This is a genomic window from Streptomyces sp. XH2, from assembly GCF_049725035.1.
Lineage (GTDB): Bacteria > Actinomycetota > Actinomycetes > Streptomycetales > Streptomycetaceae > Streptomyces > Streptomyces roseoverticillatus.
In genome coordinates this window covers 44,705-64,603 of the sequence record NZ_JBMMMZ010000005.1, presented here as the reverse complement: position 1 = coordinate 64,603, position 19,899 = coordinate 44,705, and the positions used below count along the sequence as shown (strand labels likewise).

Sequence of the window (19,899 nt, the reverse complement as noted above, 5' to 3'; positions counted from 1 at the left end):
CCGCGCGGCCCCCCCCCCCCCCCCCCCCCCCCCCCCCCCCCGGCCCCCGGGGGGGGCCCCGCTTCGCCGTACGCGGAAGGGCAGTGGCCCCGGCTCAGAGCGGGCGGCGGAGGCCCGCCACCGCGAGGACACCGCCGACGACGGCGATGCCGGCGCTGATGAGCACGGCGGGCAGTGCGGCCCCGGCGCCCGGCAGGTCGAGCGCGAGGGCGCGCGACGTGTCGATCGCGTACGTCAGCGGGTTGACCTCGGCGACCACGCGCAGCCACTGGGGCAGGTCGCTGACCGGGATGTAGGCGCTCGACGCGAACATCAGGGGGATGAGCGCGATGACCGAGAGGTTCTGCATGGGCTCCGCCCGCCGCAGCCACGTGGCCGCGGCGATGAACGCCCAGCCCAGGGTCCAGGTGATGAAGACCGCCAGCCCGGCCGAGGCGAGGAGCTGCCCCGCACCGCCCTTGGGGGAGTAGCCGAGGACGACGACGGCCAGCACGATGACGATCGCGATCTGGACCGCGGCGCGGACCAGGTTCGCCAGGCTCCGGGCGACGAGCAGCGAAGCGGGGTGGATGGGCAGGGAGCGCAGCCGGGCGACCATGCCGTTCTTGAGGTCGTCCACCACGCCGATCCCGGACTGGACCGCGGACTGCACCGCGTTGTCCACCAGGACCGCCGGCATGACGAAGTCGAGGTAGCCGACCCCCTCGGGGAAGTGGGCCGACTTGCCCATCCCGGTGAAGACCTGGGTCAGCACGAACAGGATGATCACCGGTTGGAACAGGCCGAAGGCGAGCACCCCGGGATCGCTCACCAGCGCCCGCAGCGAGCGGCCGGTGAGCACCCGGACCTGCGTGGCGGTCGAGCTGCCGTTCCAGACGGCCGCCGCCGGCCCCGGAGCGGAGTCCGGGACCGGCGGCGCCGGGTTCGGTGTGCCGATGGACGGTGTGGTCATGGAGTCTCCACGATCTGTGCGAAGAGGTTCACGGGGCGGCTCCGGCGGAGCGCCCGGCCAGGGCGAGATAGACGTCGTCGAGGCTCGGTTCGCGGAACGACAGCGCCGTGGCCCCGACACCGGCCCGGTCGAGGGCCCTGATCACCTGCGCGATGTCCTTCGACGCCGCGACGGCGACGGCGACGGTGCCGTTCTCCCGGTCCGGCACCGGCTCCAGGCCCGCCTGCCGCAGGGCGGCGCAGGCCACGGCCGGGCCGGCCGAGGGGTCCGGGGTCACCGTCACCGTGCACGTGCCCACCTGGGCCTTGAGTTCGGCGGCGGTGCCGCTCGCGATCACCGCGCCGGCCGAGAGGACGGTGATGGAATCCGCGAGCCGGTCCGCCTCGTCGAGGTACTGGGTGGTGAGCAGGACCGTGGTGCCCTTCGCCACCAGGTCCTCCACGATCTCCCAGAGGTTGAGCCGGCTCGACGGGTCCAGGCCCGTGGTCGGCTCGTCGAGGAAGATGACGTCCGGGTGGCCCACCAGGGACGCGGCCAGGTCCAGCCGCCGGCGCAGCCCGCCCGAGTACGTGCCCGGCCGGCGGGCGGCGAAGCCCTGGAGGCCGAACAGCTCCAGCAGTTCGTCGGCCCTCGCACGGGCCGACCTGCGGTCCGCACCGAGGAGCCGGGCCAGCAGGACGAGGTTGTCCCGCCCGGAGAGCTGGGGGTCGACCGACGCGAACTGGCCGGTGAGACCGATGCGTTTGCGTACTTCGCGCGGTGCGCGCGCGACGTCGAAGCCGGCGACCGCCGCGCGCCCCGAGCTGGGCGGCAGGGCGGCGGTGAGCACGTTGACGAGCGTGGTCTTGCCCGCGCCGTTGTGCCCGAGCAGGCCCAGTACGGTGCCGCGGCGCACCGAGAGGCTCACCGAGTCCAGGGCCCGCAGCGAACCGAAGACCCTGCCGACGCCGTCCGCCTCGATCATGACGTCCCCGGCCGTCCGGGCGGCGGTGGGCGAAGTGAGCCCGCTCATGGCTGATCTCCCGTAGATGAGTGTTCCGAGCGCCGCGCGGGAAGGGACCCCGGCGGCCGTCCTGCGGGGCTGCCCCCACCCGGGCGTGTCACCCCGCCCCGTCCAGCAGGCTGAACAGTTCCTCGTCGCTGGCCGCGGACAGGTCGAGCACGCCGGCCGGGGACGGGCCGGGCGCGCCGGCCGGAGGCGCCCCGGCCCGGCACCGGGCCGCCACCGCCCTCAGCCGCGCCGCCGTGTCCGCGGAGACCGCCGCGCCCTCCGTGAGCAGGGACTCCAGCTCGGCCACGACGGTGGCCGCGTCACGGACGGCCGCCGGCACCGCGAGCCTGCCGCGCACGAGCCGGACGACGGCCTCCGGCGTGGGGTGGTCGTACACGAGCGTGACCGGGAGCCGCATGCCCGTGGCCGCGACGAGCCGGTTGCGCAGCTCCAGCGCGCTCACCGAGGTGACGCCCATGTCCAGGAACGCCCGGTCGCCCTCGTCGCTCCGCAGCTCCGGGATGCCCAGGGCGGCCGAGACCTCGGTGAGGACCAGGGCCAGCACGAGCGCGTCCTGTGCGGGGCCGTCGAGGCCGGACAGCCGGTCGGCCAGGCCCGGCGGCTCGTCGTCGGCCACGGACCCGTCCCCGGCGCCCGCCGTCCCGCCCGCGACGGTCCCGGCGTCCGCGGAACCCGCCCAGAACCTCCGCCGCTGGAAGGCGTAGGTCGGCAGGGGGACGGGCCGCGCCCCGGGCAGGACCGCGTGCCAGTCCACGGGAACGCCGTGGGCGTGCATCCGGGCGACGGCCGTGAGCAGGGTCTGCCGCTCGCTCTCCCCGGCGTGCAGGCTCGGCACGATGGCGGCCCCGTAGCCGGTGCCGGCGGGGTCCAGGCACTCGTCGACCATCGGCGTGAGCACGGGATGGGGGCCCAGCTCCAGGAATCCGGTGACGCGTTCGTCCCGGAGCCGGTCGACCGCGTCCTTGAAGCGCACGCACTCCCGCAGGTGCCGCACCCAGTGGCCGGGATCGTGGGCGTCCTCGGCGGTCAGGAGCCTGCCGGTGACGGTGGAGACGACGGGAAGGACGGGCGTGGAGTAGGACAGCGTCCGGGCGATGGCGCCGAACTCCTCCAGGATGGGGTCCATGAGCGGCGAGTGGGCGGCGCCGTTCACCGCGACCCGCCGGGTCTTGTGGCCGGCGGCGTTGAGCCGGTCGGTGAGCGCGGCCAGCGGGGCGTCGGCGCCCGAGAGGACGAGCGAGTACGGCCCGTTCACGGAGGCGACGGCCACGGCATCCCCGGACCCGGCGAGCCACGGCTCCACTTCGCTCTCGGAGATCCGGGCCGCCACCATCGTCCCGCCGGGAAGGGTGTCCATCAGCCTGCCCCGGGCGGCCACCAGGGTGCAGGCGTCCTCAAGGCCGAGCCCGCCCGCCAGATGGATGGCGGTGGTCTCGCCGGCCGAGTGCCCCGCCAGGCGGTCCGGGACCACGCCCCAGGACTCGAAGAGCCGGTACAGGGCGACCTGGAGGGCGAACAGCGCGGGCTGGGCGTAGACGGCGTCGTCGAGCAGGGCCGCCTCCTCGGAGTCCGGGTCCGCCCACATCACCGAGGTGAGCGGCCGCTCCAGCAGGGTGTCCATGACGGCGCACACCTCGCGCAGCGCGGCCGCGAACACGGGGAACGTCCCGGCCGCCTCGCGGCCCATTCCGGGCCGCTGGCCGCCCTGCCCGGGGAAGACGACGGCCAGCCCGCCCGGCGAGGAGTCCTCGACGGTGACCCGGGAGGGCCGCCTGCCGGTCGCGAGCTCCTCCGTCGCGGCCAGCAGTTCCGCGCGGCCGGAGCCGCTGATGACGGCCCGGTGCCGGTGCAGGGCGCGGGTGGTGGCCAGGGAGTGGGCGACGTCCTGGGCGGAGAGCCCCAGGTCGGCCGCCACCCGCTCGGTCAGCCGCCGCGCCTGTGCGCGCAGGGCCGCGCGGCTGCGGGCGGACAGGATCCAGGGCGCCGCCGCGTCACCGGCCGCCTCCGGGACCTCGGTGCGGGCCGTTCCGGCAGTGCCGGCGACGCTGCCCGTGGCGTCCTCGGCCGGTGCCTCCTCCAGGATCACGTGGGCGTTGGTGCCGGTGAGCCCGAAGGAGGACACCCCGGCCCGGCGCGTCCGTCCGCCCTCCCGCGGCCAGGGCCTGGCCTCGGTCAGCACCCGCAGCGAGCCGCCGGTCGGCTCGGCCCGGGACGGCGGCTCGTCGGCGTGCAGGGTCCTGGGCAGCAGGCCGTGGTGCATCGCGAGCACCGTCTTGATGACGCCGACGACCCCCGCGGCCGCCTGCGTGTGCCCGAGGTTCGACTTCACCGACCCCAGCCACAGCGGCCGTTCCGCGGGGCGCTCCTTGCCGTACGCGGCCAGGAGGGCCTGCACCTCGACGGTGTCGCCGAGCGGGGTGCCGGTGCCGTGGCCCTCCACGGCGTCGATGTCCCGCGGCGCCAGCCGGGCATCCGCCAGGGCCTGGTGGATGACGCGCTGCTGTGCGGCGCCGCTCGGTGCGGCGAACCCGTCGGAGGCGCCGTCCTGGTTGACGGCGGAGCCGCGCACCAGCGCCAGGACGCGGTGCCCGTTGCGCCGGGCGTCGCCGAGCCGCTCCAGCAGGAGCAGCCCCGCCCCCTCGGACCAGGCCGAGCCGTCGGCGGCGTCCGCGTAGGCCCTGGAGCGGGAGTCCGGGGACAGCACCCGCATCCGGGAGAGCCGGGCGAAGGGCGCGGGGGAGGCCATGACGGCGACGCCGCCGGCCAGCGCGAGCGTGGACTCGCCCGAGCGCAGGGACCGGCAGGCCAGGTGCAGGGCGACGAGGGAGGACGAGGAGTCGGTGTCCACCGTGAGCGCGGGACCCTCCAGCCCGTAGGCGTGGGCGAGGCGCCCGGAGACCGCGCTCCCGGCGGTCCCGATGGCCAGCATGCTCTCCAGCCGGGCGTCGTGCACGGACGAGCCGGTGGCGTAGCCGCCGTGCGCCGCACCGGTGAACACGCCGGTGCGGGTGCCCTTCAGGGCCGCCGGGTCGATGCCCGCCCGTTCGAAGGCCTCCCACGCGGCTTCCAGGAGCAGGCGCTGCTGGGGGTCGGTCGCCGTCGCCTCCAGGTCGGAGAAGCCGAAGAAGCCCGCGTCGAAGTGGCCCGCGTCGTGCAGGAAACCGCCTTCGCGCGCGTACGTGGTGCCGGGGCGGTCGGGGTCGTCGTCGAAGAGCCGGCCGAGGTCCCAGCCGCGGTCCTCCGGGAAGCCGGACATCGCGTGGGCCCCGTCGGAGAGCAGCTGCCACAGGGCCTCGGGGGAGTGGGCCCCGCCGGGCAGCCGGCAGGCCATGCCGATGACGGCCACGGGCTCGGGGGACGGATCGTTCGCGTAGTCATCTGTCTGGACGGGCACCTTCACTCCCGGATCTCAAGTGCTTTCGTCGGTTGGGGGACGCGGCCGGCCGGTCACCCGGGCGCGGGCGTCAGTCCTCGTGCACGGTGATCGCCCGGGACGGGCAGAGGCCGGCCGCCAGCCGGACCCCGGCCTCCTCGCCGGCGCCGGGCTCGGCGAGGAGCAGGGTGACCAGCCCGTCGTCGTCCTGGTCGAAGGCGTGCGGGGCGTTCAGTACGCACTGGCCCGCTCCCACGCAGCGGGCGGTGTCGGCGGTGATACGCATGTCGGTGTCTCCTGCGGTGGATTCGGGTCCGCCGGGGGCCGGTGGCGCGCCCGGCGGGCGGGCCGGTCGCCGGCCGGCTACCAGCGGACCGGCAGCGCGTGCAGACCGTGCACCACGCCGTCGTGCTTGAAGGACAGTCCCTCGGCGGGCACGGCGAGTTCGAGGGCGGGAATGCGCTCGAAGAGCTTCCGGTAGGCGATCTCCATCTCGACCCGCACCAGGTTCTGCCCCAGGCACTGGTGCACGCCGTAGCCGAAGGCGACGTGGTGGCGGGCGGACCGGGAGGGGTCGAACCTGTGGGGGCACTCGAAGCTGTTCTCGTCGTGGTTGGCCGCGGCCACCAGGGGCACGATGCCCTCGCCCGCCCTGACGAGCTGCCCGGAGATCTCCACGTCCTCGACCGCCACCCGCAGGGACACCAGGTCGGCGACCGAGTGGAAGCGCAGCGTCTCCTCCACGGCCCGGTCGTCACCGATCCACTCGGGGTTCGTCAGGAGGGTGACCACGCCCAGCGCGATGTTGTTGGCCGTCGTCTCGTGCCCGGCGATGAGCAGGAGCATCAGCACGCCCGACAGCTCGTGCGGGGCGATCACGCCGGTGGCCAGCAGCCTGCTGACCAGGTCGTCGGCGGGCCACTTCTGCTTGATGCCCACCAGCCGTCCGATGTAGCGCAGCAAATCCTTGGCGGCGGCGTTCCGCTGCTCGTCGGTCGAGGAGCGGATGGCGACCAGGGTGCGCGTCCTGGACTCGAAGAAGTCGCGGTCCGCCGGCGGCACCCCGAGCAGTGAGGAGATCACCAGGGACGGGATGGGCAGCGCGAAGTCGGCGACGAGGTCGGCGGAGTCGCCCGCGGCCAGCATCGCGTCGAGGCGTTCGTCCACCGTGCGCTCGATCGCCGGGCGCATCGCGCGGACGCGCCGGACGGTGAACTCCGGGATGAGGGCCTTGCGGAACCGGTCGTGCTCCGGGGAGTCCAGCCCCACGAACCAGCCCGGGATCTGGTCCTGCTTGGGCACGCCCAGGCTCTCGCCGACGTTCGGGAACCCCGGGTGCTCGGGGTTGGAGCTGATCCTCGGATCGGTCAGCACCGCGCGCACGTCCTCGTGCCGGGTGACCAGCCAGACCCGGTCGCCGTTGGGCAGGCGGGAGAGGACCAGCCCCTGCTGCCCCCGGTAGCCGGCGTAGCCGGGGGGCGGGAAGGGCACGCCGGGCTTGCGCAGCGGGAAGTCGACCACCTGCGGTTCGGTTTGCGTCATGGTGCGGAGGTTCCTTTCAGGTAGTCCGGTGCTTCGGTCAGGCGCCGTAGAACGCGCGGACCTGGCCGATCACGAAGTCCTGGTCGGCTGCGGTCAGCCCGGTGTGCGTGGGCAGGTACAGCCCGTCCTCGGCGAAGACGTTCGCCTTGAGGGACGGCCAGTCGGGGTGGACGTACATGGGCTGCCGGCTCATCGGCTTGAAGAAGAGCCGGGTCTCGACGGACCGGTCGGCCAGGAACGCCCGGAGCTCCTCGCGGCGTTCGGCCCGGACGTCGTACATCCACAGCACGTCCCGCGGCGGCATCAGGGTGAGCCCGGGGATGCCGGCCAGACCTTCGTCGTAGCGCTTCTCGATCGCCCGGCGCGTCTCCAGGATCTCGTCCAGCCGCTCGACCTGGCCGAGGGCGACGGCGGCCTGCATGGCCGTCATCCTGAAGTTGTAGGCGACCTTCTTGTGCAGGAAGCTGTGGTCCCTGGTGAAGGCCATGGCGCGCAGGTGTTCCAGCTGCCCGGCCAGTCCGGGGTCGTCGGTGAGGCAGATGCCGCCCTCGCCCGAGGTGATGATCTTGTTGGCGAAGAGCGAGAAGCAGGCGATGTCGCCGACCGGGCGGATGCCGTGGGCCTCGGCGGAGTCCTCGACGACGCGCAGGTTGTGCTGGAACGCGATGTCCATGATCGTGTCCATGTCGCAGCGCCGGCCGTAGACGTGGACGGGCATGACGGCCTTCGTCCGCGGGGTGATCTTCTCCTCGATGCGGCTGACGTCGATGTTGAGGTCGTCCGCGCAGTCGACGAAGACGGGCGTCGCGCCGGTGTAGGTGACCGCCCACGCGGAGGCGACCATGGTGAACTCGGGGACGATCACCTCGTCGCCCGGGCCGATGCCCAGCGCCCGCAGGGCCAGTGTGAGGGCGGCCGTCCCGGAGGAACAGGCGACGCCGTGCGCGATCGCGTTGTAGTCCGCGAAGGCCCGCTCGAAGCGCTGGATCATCGGCCCCTGGGACGATATCCAGCCGTCGCTGACGGTCGCGGTGACGTATTCGAGCTCTCGGCCGTCCAGAGCCGGCCTGGACACGGGGTACTTGAACGACATCGTCGGTCTCTTCCTGATCGGGGGTCCGGGTACGCGGGTGGCCTCAGGCCAGGGCGGGGAGCCCGAGGATCAGCGAGGCGGCGGTCTCCCGCCCGCCCGCCGCGCGCTGCAGCCTGCCGAGCCGCTCCGCCCTCTCGGCGAAGGAGGGGGTGCCCAGCACGCGCATGAGCTTGTCGACGACATCCCCGGGCGACAGGGCGTGCGGACGGTCCAGGGTCAGGCTGATGCCGAAGTCCCGGCCGCGGACGGCCTGGTCGAAGCAGTCCACCCACAGCGGCCGGACCACGAGCGGCTTGCCGAAGTACACGCCCTCGTTGAAGCCGTTGCCGCCGCCGTGCGTGAAGAACACCTTCACGTTCGGGTGGGCGAGGACGTCGTGCTGGGAAGGGACCCAGCTCTCGATGCGGAGGTTGGCCGGCAGCGACGCCTCCGGCGGCAGCAGGTGCTGCTGCTCCTTGGACAGCTTCCACAGCACCTGGTGCCGGCCTTCGAGGCGGCGGGCGACCTCCACGACGGAGCCGACCTCCGCCCGGGTCAGCCGGGTGATGGTCCCGAGCCCTATGTAGACGACGGACGACTGGGCGTCCAGCCAGCCCGAGAGGTCCTTGTCGTCCGGGGCCTCCGGCAGCGGCGGGACCATCGCGCCGACCAACCGCATCTTCCCGGGGATGTCGAAGGGGTAGTCCAGCTCCGCGATCGAGTTGCACAGGACCATCTCGGCCTCGTCGATCCTCGCCATGGGACTGATCGACGGGAGGCCGAGCAGCTTGCGCCGCCGGTTGTCCTGCATGACGACCTTGCTCATCCCGGGGGTGCAGAACATCGCCAAGGTCCGGATCTTGAACAGCTCGTTGCTGACGCGCTGGGCGAGGCTCATCCTGGCCGGCAGCCCGGTGTGGGGGACCGGGAAGCCCCTCGGCGTGTACCCCTTTCCGAAGGGGGTGTGGGCCGTCAGCACGTTGCTCGGCAGGAACGGCACGCTCAGCACGAAGGGGATCCCCCGGGCTATGGCCAGTTCGATCGCGAATCCGCTGATGCAGTCGATGACCATCAGCGCCGGTCGCACCTTGTTGACGACGGCTTCGAGCCGGCGGTACTTCACGTCCTGCAGGCCGGGCTTGTAAGACTGCTTGATGACCGCGCGATGCGCCCGGAAGCGCGAGGACTGGGTGACCTCGCGGTAGACGTCGTCGTCCCATGTCACCGCGGACAGCTCGGAGATGACCTCGCCCAGGGAGGCGAACTCCACGGGGGAGCCCTCCGCGATCCGCTGCACGTCCTCGCGCCGCGGCTCGTCGGTGGCGAACCAGAGGTCCTCCACGCCTTGGCGGGAGAGCTCGCCCGCCAGGACGAGCAGCGGGTTGAGCAGGCCGCTCTCCGGGAGGCTGACGAAGAGGATCGGCCGTCGGGCGGAGTCCATGGGTTCCCTTTCGGCGGTGGCGGGCGCGTGTCGAGCGCGCCCCCATGCGGGTCGGCGGGCCGTGCTCACCCTTGATCTCACGCCGGTTGTCGGGAAATCCGTAGAGTCCTCCGTCCCCGCGGCCCGTACCGCGGCCTCGGCGGCGCGCACCGCGGGTGCCGTCTCCCCGGCGCCGGCCGGCCCCTGCCCCCGGGTACTCCGGAAATCCTTACGTGCTTTTCGAGAACCTGGAACCAAAGGCGTCCTTCGCTCGTCGCGTGCACTCGGTTCCCGTATTTCCGTAGCGAATTGGGCGCGATGGTTGATCGTTTTTCAATCGGCACGCAGCCGCAGTCCGAGGTCCGCTGATCCGGAATGCGCAACTCCGATATACCGGCAGGTAGTGATTGAATTTGTACGGAGAGTGAAGCGATGCTCCGGGTGTGGCGCAAAGATGTGCCTATTGGCGCGATTTTGGCCGTACGGGACTACCGAAGTCGCAGGCATGCACCCGAACCGTTTTTCGATGGAGCCGCAGGTTTAAGTGCCGCCGTATGGCGGTCGTTGCTCCCCCGGTCGGTGGGTAACTAGCCTTCCCATTCATCCCACCTCCACGTGAAGTTTCATGAAGGGGATCTTCCTTTGCTGAATTCAGTCCCCACGCTCATTGATCCGGCCCGCTCCAAGACGGACGGCGAAGGCGACCCGACGGGCCGGGCCGGCGGCGCGGACGCGCACCAGCAGCCCGACCAGCAAGGCATGTGCGTGGCGGGGCTCGACGCGGCCCTGACCATCCGGCAGGCGAACCAGGAGTTCTTCCGGCAGTTCAACGGCTCGTCGGAGGAGCTGTGCGGCCGCAGCATCCGCGACGTGGTGCACCCGAGCGTCCAGCAGCCGCTGATGCGTCAGTTCTCCCACTTGCTGGAAGGCAAGCACCAGCGCTTCGTCACCCCCGTCATCGCCGTGCGCCCCGGTGAGGAGTCCGCCTTCACCGTTCCCCTCACCGCGATCGCGGTGAGCGGCGGACTTCCCGGCACGAACGCGGTCCTCGTCATGATGCCCACGACCGCGGACGCCGAGGAGCCGCGGGTGGTCACCAAACGCAAGAAAGTCCTCTCCGCGATGGACGCCCGCATCCTCGAGGGCATCGCCGCCGGCATATCCACCATCCCCCTGTCCTCACGCCTCTTCCTGAGCCCGCACGGCGTCGAATACCACGTGACCTGCCTGCTGCGGAAGCTGAAGGTGCGCAACCGCACCGCGCTCGTCTCCCGCGCCTACTCCATGGGCGTGCTCAAGATCGGCACCTGGCCGCCCGAGGTCGTGGACGAATTCGTGAAGTGAACGGGCCGCGAGGGCCGGGGCGCGGGAACCTCCCGCCCTGACAGGCGCGGGGAGTGATGGGTCCCGTCCTGCCGCAGTGCGGAGGCTCGCGGCAGGATGTGGCCCATGACCACCGACTTCCCCGACATCCCCTGCACCCACCACCACGCCCTGGAGTCCCTGGCCCGGCTGAGACCGGGCGACGACCGGCTGCGCGCCGCCTGCCACGACACCGCGGCCCGCCTCTTCGGCCTGTGAACGGCATGACAGCATGCAGCCATGTCCCTCGCACACCCCGGCGGCGATTACGCGATCACCACCCTCTACTCCGTACCCGACGACGCCTGGTACCTGGAACTGGACCTCGTCGCCGAGCACCTGACCCTGGTGACCGCGATCGTCCCCGACGAGGACCCGGCGCGGGAGCCGACGATGTGCTTCGACCGCCATGGGCGGCACCTGCACGTCCCGCACGACGTCATGCGCTGGTTCATGGACCACGTCGACGAGGAGATCCGCACGTCCCGCGCCTGGATGCGGCTGCGGCCCGAGCTCGTCGAGGTCATCCACCGGTTGCGCCAGGAGTACCTGGGCTGCATCGGTGACGACGACTTCCCCCGTGTTCTGGCGGAGGTGCGCGCCGCGGTCCCCGAGGCGGACCTGCCCGCCGTCCTCGAGGCCTCCTTCGGGCGGAGGCCCGACGGCAGCACCCTGCACCACGCAGGGCCGGACGGGGACTGACCCCGCGTCATCGCGTCAGGCGTGGCGGCGCCGCTGAGAGGGATCCCCGCAACGCGCCGCCCGCCGCCGTCAGCGCCCCTTGGGGAAGGCGGCGCGCAGCGCCGAGCCGCGGGTGAGGAAGGCGACGCCGATGACGGGCAGCATGCAGACGACCTGCATCACGGCGTACCACGGCGGGCAGACCCCCGGGATCAGGTCGACGCCGATGATCGCGACCGGCATGATGACGGCGAGACCGCTCAGCCGCTCGAAGGCCCGCCGCGACCCCCGGGCGGCGGAGACCGCCATCCGGTGGATCAGCACGGCGACCACCGGCAGCAGCACGGCCCGGACCCACATGAACGTGTTCACCGCATGACCGGTGCCCGCCACCACGATGACCGCCACGAGGGCGGCCGTGCCGAGCGCACCGTAGACCTTGATGCTGTTCTTCGCCGTGGTGAAGGCGCCCTGAGTGCGGGGGCCGTTGAGGAGTGCCGCATCGGCCGTGGTGTGCGTGCTGGTCTCGTTGGTCTTCATGCCACTGACGCTACGAAGCGCCCGGCCGGCCCGGTACGGGCCTGGGCACACGGGTGGGTGGGGCTGGCCCCACTCCTCGGCTGACCAGGGCGGGAGCGGGCCCCGCACGGTGCACAGTGGAGGCATCGAACGGGAAGCGAAGGAAGACCCATGACATTCATGAGACGACTGGGTACGTGGCCGGAACGCGCCGGCGTGGGGTTCGTACGGGCGTGTGCCGTGGCGGCCGTCAGCCTGCTGCTCCCGGCCGTATGGGCCGCGGCCGTGGCGCTGGGGATCCGGTGGGGGCCGGGAAACCCGTGGTCGTGGACGGCGCCGTTCGTGATCGTGTGCGTGGGCACGCTCGCCCTGCCCCGCCCGGTCTGCCGGACGATCCGCTTCCTCGTCGCGCGGTGGACCGCCACCGTCATCCCCGGCGGGTACCGGCAGGGCGGTCCGGTGACACGGCTGTCCACCGGGTACTGGTGGAACGGCTTCTCCTACGAGCGCAGCCGCCGGGACGCCGTCATGGACCAGAGGATGCGGCTCTGGTGGAGCGACCCCGCCAACTGGCGGGACCTGCGCTTCACGGGGATCGTGCCGTTCACCGCGGGCGTGGTCGCCGCCCTCCCGCCCGCGGGAGTGGCCGCCGCGGTCCTCGGGTCCGTCCGTCCGGAGACCGCCGCGCACCTCGTCGGCGCACTCGGCCTGGTCGTGGCGATCGCCTCCGCCCCGTACGCCTGGCGCCCCGTCGTACCGGTGGCCGTCCGCTTCCTGCGCCCCTCCTCCACGATGGCGCTGGCGGACCGGGTGGACGAACTGACCGCCCAGCGCGCGGACGCGACGGTCGCGCAGGCCGCCGAGATCCGCCGCATCGAACGGGACCTGCACGACGGCGCACAGGCCCGCCTGGTCGCGCTCGGGCTCTCCCTGGCGACCGCCGAGAAACTCATGGAGGCCGACCCCGCCCGGGCCAGGGCACTGATGCGGGACGCGCAGGCCGGCGCCACCGCCTCGCTCGCCGAACTCCGCGAGCTGATCCGGGGCATCAGCCCGCCCGTGCTCAACGAACGAGGACTCGTCGACGCCGTCCGCGCCCTCGCCCTCGACATGCCCCTCGACGTGGCCGTCAGCGCCGCCACCCCGCTGCGCCTGGACCCGCCGATCGAGTCCGCCGTCTACTTCGGCATCGCCGAACTGCTGACCAACGCGGTCAAACACGCCCGGGCGACCCGGGCGTACGTCTCCCTCACACGGGACGAGACCGGCATCGTCGCCGAGGTCGAGGACGACGGCCGGGGCGGCGCCGGCATCCGCACCGGCGGCGGGCTCGCGGGCCTGCACCGCCGCCTCGCGGCCTTCGACGGCACCCTGGAGATCACCAGCCCGCCGGGCGGCCCGACCCGGGCGAGGATGATGGTCCCATGCGAATCGTTGTAGCCGAAGACCTCTACCTCCTGCGCGACGGGATGGTCCGCCTGATCGAGGCGTGCGGGCACGAAGTGGTGGCGACCGCCGCCACCGGACCCGAGACGCTCGACGCCCTGCGGACGTGGCGGCCGGACGTGGCCGTCATCGACGTCCGCATGCCGCCGAACCAGTCGGACGAGGGCCTGCAGGCGGCCCTCGCCGCCCGCCGGGAGGTGCCCGGGCTGCCGGTCCTCATCCTCTCCCAGCACGTGGAGCAGCTGTACGCCCGGGAGCTCCTCGCCGACGGGTCCGGCGGCGTCGGCTACCTCCTCAAGGAGAGCGTGTTCGACGCCGACCAGTTCATCGGCGCCCTGGAGCGCGTCGCGGCCGGCGGGACCGCCATGGACCCGGCCGTCATCGCGAAACTGCTCTCCAGCAGCTCCCCGAGCCGCGGGCTCGGGCAACTCACCGAACGCGAGTACTCCGTGCTGGGCCTCATGGCCGAAGGACTGTCCAACCAGGCCATCGCCCGCCGCCTCTTCCTCAGCGACAGCGCCATCAGCAAGTACACCACCACCATGTTCGGCAAGCTCGGCCTCAGCGATGACGACGACAGCAACCGGCGCGTCCGCGCGGTCCTCACCTACCTGAACAAGACCTGACCCGACCCGATCGGGTGCCCGGCTTGTTCGCCGGGACCGAGCCGGCCTCCGAGGGCGCATCACGCATCGGCGAGCGCCCCTCGCCGCAGCTTTACGGTCACGTCCGCCTTGCGCCTGGGCCCGCTGTCCTCATCGTCCGGGCGCAGACGGATGATGACCCCGCGGTCGAGGAAGGGGCCGGACCCTCGGCGGCGGCGTGGCCGGTGTGGGGAGGAGGAACCGGTCGAGGGGAGCCTTGCCGCTCGCCACGACATCGTCGCCGCGCCCGGCACACGCCCGCCACCATGCAGTCTGTGCGGGACAACCCTCGGCTGCCACTCGGGGCGGGCGTCCGTCAGCAACGGAGTGTCACCCCCGGGCTGCCAGGAGTACCAACGCCCCGCACACCACGGCGTAGGCGGCGAGCCCGCACCATGCCCCGCGGTGGCCCACGCGCTCCGCCCGGGTGGGACTGCCGCCCCGGGAGGTCCAGCTCCAGGCGAGGACCGTACCCGCCACGGCGAGGAGGAGGAACGCGAGTGTGATGACGTGGAGCCGGTCGATGAGGGTCAGCCCGCCGGGGCTGTTGATCACATCGTTGGCCTGCTGCATGTTGAGGACGACGACGAACAGGCCGCCGCCCAGGACGCCGAGCCTGTTGTAGACGCCGTCCAGCCGCGCGGTGGTCTCCAGCTCCTCGCGGTGGGAGGAGATGAGGAACGTGGAGACGGCGATGAGTACGGCGAGGTAGAGCGGGATGGTCAGCTTCCAGAAGACGGTGGGAGCGGAGCGTTCGAGGTCGATCCGGATGCGCACCCGGTCGTAGGTGCTGCCGTTCTTGAGGCTGTGGTCGCCGTACGTGGTGGTGTAGTGCTTGACCGCGCTGACCAGGCGGAAGCCGGTCACGTGCCAGCCCTGGGGACGGATCTCCGGGTTGACCTGCGCGTCGGCGTTGTTCACGGTGAACCGGAAGTGGTTCGTGTCCTGCGGCGCGGTCAGGAGGATCTCGACGTGGTGGCGGTCGAAGGGGAAGTCCCGTACGTCCCACTCCTGCCGGAAGCTGGACTGCACCCGCACCTGGTCCAGTACGTGCCCGTCCTGCTCGATGATGTTCGGCTCGGAGGCGTTCGGGTCGTCGGCGTTGGCGTAGGAGATCTTGGGCAGTGGATCGGCGCTCTTGTCCGGGCAGATGGTCCACAGCCACAACCGTGCGGAGAACCTGCCCTTGGTGGGATCGATGTCGTAGAGGTCGCTGACGTAGGCGCTCAGCTCGCACTTGACGGGGCCCGCCCGGCCGGGCGGAACGGCGGTCGCCGCGGAGGCCGGGCCGGCGGCCAGCAGCCAGAGGGCGCATGCGGTGCCGAGAACGAGGAGGACGGCGGCCGTCACTGGGGATGACCGGGGGAGGGTGTCTGCGTGCCGCGGTTCCGTGGTCATAGGGCCCTTAAGCTTCCCGCCTCCGCACGGGCGGGAACGGTCGTGCGGACGCACGGGCCGCTGCCGGGAACGCGACCCGTGCGCCGCCTTCAGTGGGGAGACGGCACGCCCGGCGTCGCGGGCGCAGTACCATCAGCCCTCTGTAAATGATCACATCAACCGTTCCTGTTCCCGTTCCTGCTCCGGAGCAGGAACGGGAACAGGAGGGCAGAACCGTGTCGGGTGGAAAGACGTCCTGGCTGGCGGCGAGACGCGCGGAGCGGGCCTGGCAGGAAGCCGTCGCCCTGCTCGAGCAGGGGGCCGCCGACCGGGCGGCGGCGCGCTTCGCGGACGCGGTGCGGGACGACCCCACCGCGGCCGACGCCTGGCTCGGCCTGCACGCCACGGGTCAGCGTCAGGACGAGGCCCTGGCCGCCATGGAGCAGCACGCGGCGAAGTTCGGGGCCCTGCGGGCGAAGCACGGCAAAACCCTGCACTCCCAGTTCCGGATCGGCCGGTACGTCAACTTCACCCTGGAGACGAGCCGGGAACTGTGGATGGCCGTCCACAGTGCCCTCCTGGACGCCGGCGCCCTCGGCGAGGCGTGGCAGACGCTGGCCGACGCGGAGCTGGACTGCGACGGGATGCGCTTCCTCGCCACGCGGTACGCCTACCTCTCGGAGGAGTGGAACTGGGTGCTGTCGTCCTCGACCGAAGTCGAGGAACCCCTGCTGATGGCTGAGGCGCAGCTCTACGCCGCGCAGGCGCTCATCGCGCAGAAGGTCTGGCACGAGGCCCTCAACACCCTGGCCTGGCTGTCGGAGAAGGCCGATGTCAACAGCCACTTCGAGGCCGAGGTGGCCTACTGGAGCGGCGTGGCGCACGAGGGTCTGGGAGCCGGGGAGGAGGCCCTCAAGCACTTCCAGTACGCCTACCGGCACAACCCCGCGCTCTACGACGTGGCGGAGCGGGCACAGGCCGTCCGGGCCGGGGCCGGCTCCGCCGCCGTGGCGGCGGAGCAGCGCGCGGACCTGCTCGCCCAGGCGCGGGCCGAGCTCGACGGAATGATCGGCCTGGAGCCGGTCAAGCGCCAGGTCCACACCCTGATCGCCCAGCTGGAGATGGCCGAGCTCCGCGCGGAGCAGGGGATACCCACCCGCACCCGGCCGCAGCACTTCGTCTTCGCCGGCCCGCCCGGCACCGGCAAGACCACGGTGGCCCGCATCGTGGGCAAGGTCTTCGCGGGGCTCGGCCTGCTGGAGCGCGGTCACGTCGTGGAGACGCAGCGCGTCGACCTGGTCGGCGAGCACCTCGGCTCCACCGCGCTGAAGACGTCGGCGGTCATCGACTCCGCCCTGGACGGCGTGCTCTTCATCGACGAGGCGTACGCCCTGGTCAACGACGGCTACAACGGCGGCGACGCGTTCGGCAACGAGGCGCTGCAGGTGCTCCTGAAGCGCGCCGAGGACGACCGCGAGCGCCTGGTCGTGGTCCTGGCCGGCTACCGCCGTGAGATGGAGGGCCTTCTGGCCACCAACCCCGGCCTGGCCTCCCGCTTCACCACGCGCGTCGACTTCCCGTCGTACGCGCCGGAGGAACTGCGTCGGATCGCCGGCGCGCTGCTGGACGACAACGGCGACGTCCTGTCCCCGGCGGGCGCGAGCGCCCTGGAACAGAGCCTCAGCGGTGCGGCGGACAGGATCGACGCCCTCGGCAACGGCCGCTTCATCCGCAACCTGTGCCAGAAGGCCGCCGCCCACCGCGATCTCCGCCTCGCGGCCACGCCCCGCAACGGCGAGCCGTTGACGCGCGAGGACCTCGTCACCCTCCACGCGCCGGACGTCCTCGCGGCCTTCGACGAGCTGATGGAGAGCGCGAAGGCGAGTACGGACGCGGGCGGGCCGTCTGTGGCCGGAAGGTGAGCCGGAGGTTCCCGGAAGCCCGACCGCAGCGCCCGGGCGCTGCGGGCCGGCCGGCAGCGGTGGCGAGACCACTGCGGCCGGCCCCCTCACCTTCCGGGGCTCCGGTCCCGGCGGTCAGCCGGGAATCGCCCCCGCATCGGTGACCTCCGCGTTGCGGTCGCACCACACGAGCGAAGTGCCACCGGAGCGGGCCCGGTTGCCGAAGCGGAGGTACAGGTAGCCGTCGGGCTGGTGGCAGACGGCGTACCCGATGAACGAGCTGCCGTAGCACTTGATCGACGCGCCGTGCCCCTTGGTGCCCCTCTGGTACTGCCACGCGTCGCAGGAGAGGGCGGGTGCGGCGGCGCGTTCGGAGGCGGAAGCGTGTCCGGACGGCGATGCGGAAGCCGGCGCGGCGAGGCTCACCGCGCCCGCGCCCGCAAGGGCGAGGGATGCGCTGACAGCCGCGACACGATAGCGGAATCTCATGTGACCCCCTGTGGACGTTGAAGCCGATCGATGCCGAGGGGCGACGCTACTCACGGAGACGGGCGCCCGGTAGGGCCCGGGCGGAGTTGGCCGGGAACCGGCTCCCGGAGTCCGCCAACGGCGCTGCCGGCGGTGCGACGGGGGTATACGAGCCGTTCGCGTTGCGGAGGAGCATTATCCGCTTCTTGTGGGTAAGCGCTCTCGTGACGTACGGACATGACTCGTGATCTACGGACGTGACTCGTGGCGTACGGGCACGGCAGGTCACGACCCGCGCCCCCAAGAGGAGAGCTACGTGATCGCATTCTCGCGGCCCGCGCTGGGCGACCCCGAACTCCGGGCTGTCGCGGAGGCCTTCGACAGCGGGACCGTCGGCTACGGGCCGCGGTCGCGGGACTTCGAGGGGCGCTTCGCCCGGCACCTCGGCGTCCCACCGGAACACGTCGTCTTCCTCAACTCGGCCACCTCGGGCACGTTCCTCGCGCTCGAACTGCTCGGCCTCGGCGAAGGGGACGAGGTGGTGATCCCGTCCCTGAGCTTCGTGTCCGGCCCCAACGCCACCCGGGCGCGCGGTGCCCGCCCCGTCTTCTGCGAGGTCGACCCGCACTCCCTCAACCCCGCGGTCCGCGATGTCGAGCGAGTGCTCACCCCGCGCACGAAGGCGGTCCTGGTCCTGCACTACGGAGGCTGTCCGGGCGACATCGCCGGCCTGGCGGAGCTGTGCGCGCGGCGGGGCGTCGCCCTGGTCGAGGACGCGGCCTGCTCCGTGGCGTCCGGCGTGCGCGGACGGGCCGCCGGGACCTTCGGCGACATGGGCGTCTGGAGCTTCGACCAGATGAAGATCATGGTGACCGGTGACGGCGGCATGCTCCACGTGCGCGACCCCCGCCTCGCCCTCCGGGCCCGCCGCCTCGCCTACCACGGCCTGGCCCGGCCCGACGACGGCTTCACCCCGCCGCCGTGGCGGTCCTGGGAGTTCGAGCAGCGGGAGATCGGCCGCCGGCTCCTCGGCAACGACCTGACCGCCGCGATCGGCGCCGTGCAACTGCGCCGCCTGCCCGCTCTCGTCGCCCGCAGGGCGGAGCTCGTCCGCCGCTACGACGACGCGCTGGCCGGGGCCGCGGGCATCCGCCGACCGCCCCCGCTCCCCGGCGGGCACGTCTCCTCCCACTACCTGTACTGGGTGCAGGTGGACCGCCGCATCAGGGACGAGGTGGCCCGCCGCCTGCACGCCGCCGGGGTCGAGACGAGCTTCCGCTACGGGCCGCTGCACACGGTCCGGGCGTACGGGCCCGTGCGGTCCTTGCCCGTGTCCGAGCGCGCCGCGGCGGAGACGCTGTGCCTGCCCCTGCACCCCGGGCTCACCGACGACGACGCGCGGACCGTCGCGCACCTGCTGCGGGAGACCGTTCGTGCGCTGCTGCCGCACACGGCGTGACACTCAGAGGATGCCGCACTTGCCCGGCGTCCAGTGCGTCTGCGTCTTGACCGCGTACCGCGGCCAGCCCCGCTCGGTCACGAAGTGGCGCACCACCGCCCGGCAGGTCGCCGCCTCTCCCGCCACGTAGGCGACCCCCCGGCCCCGGGGGCAGCTCCAGCCGGCGGACGGCCGCCACCAGCACCGGTGAGGCGGCCGCCGAGGCGCGCCCGCGGTGCACCCAGCGCAGGGCCGCGCCGTCCGGCGCCGCGAACTCGCCCTCCGGGCCGGTGGTCTCCAGCACCCCGTGGGCCACGGCCGCGGGCGGGAGCGCCTCCAGCATGGTGAGGAGCGGTACCGCCCCCGTCTCCTCGCCGACGAAGACGTGGTGGCGGGCCCGGGGGTCGAGCACGATCCGGTTGCGCGGGACCCCGGTCCGCACGCGCTCGCCGGGTGCCACGGCGCCCGCCCACGCGCAGCCCGGGCCGCCCGGGCGGTGCAGCGCGATCCGCAGGGTGAGCGAGGCGTCGGCCGGCGTGTGCCGCCACACCGAGTACGTCCGCAGCACGGGCCCCTGCGCGCCGCCGGGAACCTCCACGGGGAGGTGGGCGCCCGGCTTGCAGGCGAGCCGGGCGAAGGCGGGGCCGCGCAGCGTGATGTCCGTCATGCCGGGCACGGCGGCCCGGACCGCG

17 protein-coding genes and 2 pseudogenes are annotated in these 19,899 nt (G+C 72.7%); 7 read left to right on the top strand and 12 right to left on the bottom strand.

All coding sequences use genetic code 11. From position 1 onward, the window contains the following. Positions 1 to 94: 94 nt before the first annotated feature. The 7 genes and pseudogenes from ACOTKD_RS11905 to ACOTKD_RS11875 all read right to left on the bottom strand — a co-directional run bounded on the left by ACOTKD_RS11905 (position 95) and on the right by ACOTKD_RS11875 (position 9,392). Entirely contained in the window at positions 95 to 952 is an 858-nt protein-coding gene (locus ACOTKD_RS11905; RefSeq protein ID WP_424888865.1) for an ABC transporter permease, read from the bottom strand. A gap of 28 nt (positions 953 to 980) precedes the next feature. Further along, complete coding sequence (locus ACOTKD_RS11900; RefSeq protein WP_424888864.1) at positions 981 to 1,964, bottom strand: ATP-binding cassette domain-containing protein; 984 nt, start codon at positions 1,962 to 1,964, stop codon at positions 981 to 983. Positions 1,965 to 2,052: 88 nt separating this feature from the next. After that, a pseudogene (locus ACOTKD_RS11895) lies at positions 2,053 to 5,316 on the bottom strand (type I polyketide synthase); the annotation flags it as partial. Between the two features lie 112 nt (positions 5,317 to 5,428). Then, a complete protein-coding gene (locus ACOTKD_RS11890; RefSeq protein WP_424888863.1) occupies positions 5,429 to 5,623 on the bottom strand; it encodes a ferredoxin in 195 nt (64 codons plus the stop codon). Between the two features lie 77 nt (positions 5,624 to 5,700). Further along, positions 5,701 to 6,879, bottom strand: coding sequence for a cytochrome P450 (locus ACOTKD_RS11885; protein ID WP_424888862.1), 1,179 nt, complete (start codon positions 6,877 to 6,879; stop codon positions 5,701 to 5,703). Between the two features lie 37 nt (positions 6,880 to 6,916). Next, positions 6,917 to 7,972 carry a DegT/DnrJ/EryC1/StrS family aminotransferase gene (locus tag ACOTKD_RS11880; protein WP_424888861.1) on the bottom strand — a complete coding sequence of 352 codons (1,056 nt, stop codon included), beginning with the start codon at positions 7,970 to 7,972 and terminating at the stop codon, positions 6,917 to 6,919. 43 nt (positions 7,973 to 8,015) lie between these two features. Then, a complete protein-coding gene (locus tag ACOTKD_RS11875) occupies positions 8,016 to 9,392 on the bottom strand; it encodes a glycosyltransferase (RefSeq protein ID WP_424888860.1) in 1,377 nt (458 codons plus the stop codon). Between the two features lie 621 nt (positions 9,393 to 10,013). Here ACOTKD_RS11875 and ACOTKD_RS11870 point away from each other — a divergent pair. The 3 genes from ACOTKD_RS11870 (at position 10,014) to ACOTKD_RS11860 (ending at position 11,435) form a co-directional block, all read left to right on the top strand. Continuing rightward, a complete protein-coding gene (locus tag ACOTKD_RS11870; RefSeq protein ID WP_424888859.1) occupies positions 10,014 to 10,715 on the top strand; it encodes a LuxR C-terminal-related transcriptional regulator in 702 nt (233 codons plus the stop codon). A gap of 105 nt (positions 10,716 to 10,820) precedes the next feature. Continuing rightward, positions 10,821 to 10,952, top strand: coding sequence for a hypothetical protein (locus ACOTKD_RS11865; protein WP_424888858.1), 132 nt, complete (start codon positions 10,821 to 10,823; stop codon positions 10,950 to 10,952). A 21-nt stretch (positions 10,953 to 10,973) separates the two neighbouring features. Beyond that, a complete protein-coding gene (locus ACOTKD_RS11860) occupies positions 10,974 to 11,435 on the top strand; it encodes a hypothetical protein (protein ID WP_424888857.1) in 462 nt (153 codons plus the stop codon). A 69-nt stretch (positions 11,436 to 11,504) separates the two neighbouring features. On the opposite strand, the gene ACOTKD_RS11855 is transcribed toward ACOTKD_RS11860, so the two are convergent. Next, positions 11,505 to 11,954 (bottom strand): hypothetical protein, encoded by a 450-nt coding sequence (locus tag ACOTKD_RS11855; RefSeq protein WP_424888856.1) that lies wholly within the window; start codon positions 11,952 to 11,954, stop codon positions 11,505 to 11,507. Positions 11,955 to 12,113: 159 nt separating this feature from the next. On the opposite strand from ACOTKD_RS11855, the gene ACOTKD_RS11850 reads away from it, so the two are divergent. After that, entirely contained in the window at positions 12,114 to 13,373 is a 1,260-nt protein-coding gene (locus ACOTKD_RS11850) for a sensor histidine kinase (RefSeq protein ID WP_424888855.1), read from the top strand. Next, on the top strand, positions 13,358 to 14,005 hold the full coding sequence (locus tag ACOTKD_RS11845; protein ID WP_424888854.1) for a response regulator transcription factor: 648 nt from the start codon (positions 13,358 to 13,360) through the stop codon (positions 14,003 to 14,005). The genes ACOTKD_RS11850 and ACOTKD_RS11845 overlap by 16 nt, the downstream gene beginning before the upstream one ends. 348 nt (positions 14,006 to 14,353) lie before the next feature. Here the strand turns inward: ACOTKD_RS11845 and ACOTKD_RS11840 are convergent, their stop codons facing one another. Then, on the bottom strand, positions 14,354 to 15,373 hold the full coding sequence (locus ACOTKD_RS11840; protein ID WP_424888853.1) for a hypothetical protein: 1,020 nt from the start codon (positions 15,371 to 15,373) through the stop codon (positions 14,354 to 14,356). Positions 15,374 to 15,636: 263 nt separating this feature from the next. Here ACOTKD_RS11840 and ACOTKD_RS11835 point away from each other — a divergent pair, with 263 nt between their 5' ends. Further along, entirely contained in the window at positions 15,637 to 17,322 is a 1,686-nt protein-coding gene (locus ACOTKD_RS11835; protein ID WP_424888852.1) for an AAA family ATPase, read from the top strand. A 114-nt stretch (positions 17,323 to 17,436) separates the two neighbouring features. On the opposite strand, the gene ACOTKD_RS11830 is transcribed toward ACOTKD_RS11835, so the two are convergent. Next, entirely contained in the window at positions 17,437 to 17,790 is a 354-nt protein-coding gene (locus ACOTKD_RS11830; RefSeq protein ID WP_424888851.1) for a hypothetical protein, read from the bottom strand. A gap of 295 nt (positions 17,791 to 18,085) precedes the next feature. Between ACOTKD_RS11830 and ACOTKD_RS11825 the strand changes: the two genes are divergently transcribed. Beyond that, a complete protein-coding gene (locus ACOTKD_RS11825) occupies positions 18,086 to 19,228 on the top strand; it encodes a DegT/DnrJ/EryC1/StrS family aminotransferase (protein ID WP_424888850.1) in 1,143 nt (380 codons plus the stop codon). A 3-nt stretch (positions 19,229 to 19,231) separates the two neighbouring features. On the opposite strand, the gene ACOTKD_RS11820 is transcribed toward ACOTKD_RS11825, so the two are convergent. Further along, entirely contained in the window at positions 19,232 to 19,354 is a 123-nt protein-coding gene (locus tag ACOTKD_RS11820) for a hypothetical protein (RefSeq protein ID WP_424889116.1), read from the bottom strand. A 46-nt stretch (positions 19,355 to 19,400) separates the two neighbouring features. Next, positions 19,401 to 19,874 (bottom strand): annotated as a pseudogene (locus tag ACOTKD_RS11815) (siderophore-interacting protein); the annotation flags it as partial. Between the last annotated feature and the right edge of the window lie 25 nt (positions 19,875 to 19,899).